The organism is Streptomyces sp. NRRL B-24572 (genome assembly GCF_002156145.1).
GTDB classification, from domain to species: domain Bacteria; phylum Actinomycetota; class Actinomycetes; order Streptomycetales; family Streptomycetaceae; genus Streptomyces; species Streptomyces vietnamensis.
Window position 1 is genome coordinate 1 of sequence record NZ_MWIG01000227.1, and the last position, 2,950, is coordinate 2,950.

2 protein-coding genes are annotated in these 2,950 nt (G+C 72.8%); one reads left to right on the top strand and one right to left on the bottom strand.

The features are described 5' to 3' along the window. Nucleotides 1-49 precede the first annotated feature (49 nt). Nucleotides 50-772, top strand: a complete 723-nt coding sequence (locus CCN56_RS14190; protein ID WP_086826975.1) for a transporter substrate-binding domain-containing protein — start codon at nucleotides 50-52, stop codon at nucleotides 770-772. A 54-nt stretch (nucleotides 773-826) separates the two neighbouring features. Here the strand turns inward: CCN56_RS14190 and CCN56_RS14195 are convergent. After that, nucleotides 827-2,950 (bottom strand): FG-GAP-like repeat-containing protein (locus tag CCN56_RS14195; protein ID WP_107484150.1); only part of this gene is annotated, 2,124 nt, incomplete at its 5' end.

Here is a 2,950-nt window from a genome sequence, read left to right on the forward strand (position 1 = left end):
GAGCTCCTCGACCGCGTCCACCGGAACGCCGAGGCCTAGACTCCGCCCCATGACGACCGCTCCGAAGTCCCTCGCCTCCGACCTCGCTCCCACCGGCACCCTCCGCGCCTCGATCAACCTCGGGAACCCCGTGCTCGCCCAGGGCACCCCCGAGGCGCCGGCCGGGATCACCGTGGACCTGGCGCGGGAGATCGCGGCCCGGCTCGGCGTCGGCGTCGAGCTGCTCTGCTTCGACGCGGCGCGGAAGTCCTTCGACGCGATGGCGGACGGCCGGGCGGACCTCTGCTTCCTCGCCGTGGACCCGGCCCGGGAGACGGAGGTCGCGTTCACCGCCCCGTACGTCGTCATCGAGGGCGTGTACGCCGTGCCGCGCGGCTCGGCCCTCACCACCGTCGAGGAGGTGGACGCGCCGGGCGTGCGGATCGGGGTCAAGAAGGGCTCCGCCTACGACCTGTTCCTGTCGCGGAACCTCGCCCACGCGACGGTGGTGCGGGGAGAGGAAGGCGTCGACACGTTCCGGGACCAGGGCCTGGAGGTGGGTGCCGGCATCCGCCAGCCGCTCACGGCTTACGCCGCCGCGCACCCGGAAGTGCGCCTGATCGAGGGCCGGTTCATGGAGATCCGGCAGGCCGTCGGGACGACGGTCGGCCGCCGTCCCGAGACCGTCGCGTTCCTCCGCGACACGATCGAGGAACTGAAGGCGAACGGCTTCGTCGCGGAGTCGCTGCGGCGCTCGGGGCAGGACGAGGAGCTGGTGGCGCCGCAGGCCTGAACGCCCGAGGGCCCGGCCGCACTGCGCGGCCGGGCCCTCGGGGGTACGTGCGGGTCAGTACAGCCCCTTGAAGGTGCCCCACCCGCTGCCGATGGCCACCCGGGTCCCGTACGCCCCGGTCCCGGTGCCGCTGTAGCGCCACAGCTTCCCGGCGGTGTCGCGGGCCAGGAGGTCGGCGCGGCCGTCCCCGGACAGGTCGCCGACGCCGACGAGCGAGGAGTACCCGCCCCAGCCGGAGCCGACCTTCACGCGCGCGGTGACGCCGCCGGTCGCGGTGCCGTAGTACCGCCAGAGCACTCCCGAGGCGTCGACGCCGAGGAGGTCGCCGCGGCCGTCGCCGTTGAGGTCGCCGGCGCCGACGAGCTTCTTGTACAGCTTCCAATTGGCGCCGATCTTCACGCGGGTCTTGAGCCGGTGGTCGGCCGTACCGCCGTAGAAGTACACGTCACCGGTGGACGCCTGACGGACGACGAGGTCGGCGTACCCGTCGGCGTTCACGTCACCGGGGGACGTGATCACGTCGTACTGTCCCCAGCCCGTGCCGACGAGCGTGTACGGCGAGGAGGCCGAGACGACCTTCCCGCAGCCCGGCCGGTAGGCGCGCAGCTGGTCGCCCACGCGCGCGTAGACGTCGGCGCACCGGTCGCCGTTCAGGTCGCCCGTCGGGACGAAGACGGACGAGGTCGCGAACTTCGTCCCCGTACCCGCGATCCGCGCGGACAGCGCGCCCGTACCGGTCCCCCGGTACATCGACACGAGCCCCGTCGTGTCCATCACCAGCAGGTCGCCGAAGCCGTCGTCCCCGGCGAGGTCGCGCCAGACGGCGGCGCCGCCGGTCACGGACACCGCTCCGGAGGCGGTGAGATCCGCGCCCTGGCCGTCGGCGGGCTTCACGGTCAGCGCCCACGTGTAGGCCCCGTTCGCGACGAACTTCCCGGCCGCGTCCTTGCCGTCCCAGGAGGGCGCGACGACGCCCCGGGCCTCACCACCGGTGAGGGTACGGACGACCTTGCCGGTCAGCTTGTGCTTGAGCGTGAGGGACCAGGAGGCGACGGGCTTGGAGAGCCACCAGCGGGGCTTCCAGGGGGCGGACTTGAGGTTGACGGACGCGGGGGCGTCGGCGTCGAGGGCGGTCAGCCCGCTCGTGGCGCCGCCGAGACCGACGACGCGGACGGCCCGCCAGGAGTCGATGTACGCGAAGCCCCCGCCGAAGCGGTCGACCGTCCAGGTCAGGGGCTCTTCGCCGGTCGAGATGTCCCCGTAGGCGAGAGGGCCGTAGAAGCTGTCCACCCGCGTGCCGGACCGGACGTCGCTCACCGTCAGCGAGTAGCCCATGGTGCTGTAGGAGCTGTAGACGAGGAAGCCGTCGCCCAGGTGCGGCTCGGTGGTGCGCTCGACCGAGACCTTGGTCGGTACCTTCTTCTCACGGTCGTACACGACCGCGGACGACTCCGAGCAGCGCCCGTAGAGCCACTTGCCGACGGCCTCGAGACGGTAGGCGACGCAGTTCCCCCCGAGGTGGTGCGTCTCGACGGTCGCACCCGTCCGCAGGTCGATCGCGGAGACGGTGTCGTCCGTCGCGGACGCGGTCCAGAGCCGGTTGCCCTGCAACGTCTGCCTGCCGTAGGCGGTGTCCCGGAGGACCTTCCCCGTCTCAATGTCCGCGACGATCGAGCGCGACCCGGCGGCCGTGGTGCCGAGGAAGGACACGTAGCGACCGGAGACGCTCTCGAACCGCTCCACCTGGAGCGTGCCCGGGTGGGCGAGCACGACCGTACGCGTGGTTCCAGCGGCTCCGGGCGTGGTCACCCGTGCCGTCACGGCGCAGTCGTAGCACGCCGACTGCCCGGCGGACGCCGGACGGTTCCCGTTCTCCAGGACGACCAGGCGGCCGTCTCCGGTGTCACGCCACCACGTCCCGATGCTCGTGCCGTCCGACGCGAGGACCGACGGGCAGTTCGGGCCGAGGGCTTCCAGCGCGTCACAGGTCCAGGCCGGCGCGGCCGTGCGCGTGCCGGTGAGGGACACGTCGAAGCCCCGGAGGGTGTCGGTGGTCGACTGCGTCTCCGTCACGACCCTGCCGTTGGCCATGGTCAGCGCGGTGTACGGAAGGGTCGGGGGAAGGGCCAGGACCCGGGCGGCGACCGGGACGCCGTCGGCGCCCGGCGCGATCCGCCG

Excerpts from the sequence above, each read along its gene's own strand:
- CCN56_RS14190 (WP_086826975.1), top strand. The coding sequence starts at position 50 with ATGACGACCGCTCCGAAGTCCCTCGCCTCCGACCTCGCTCCCACCGGC.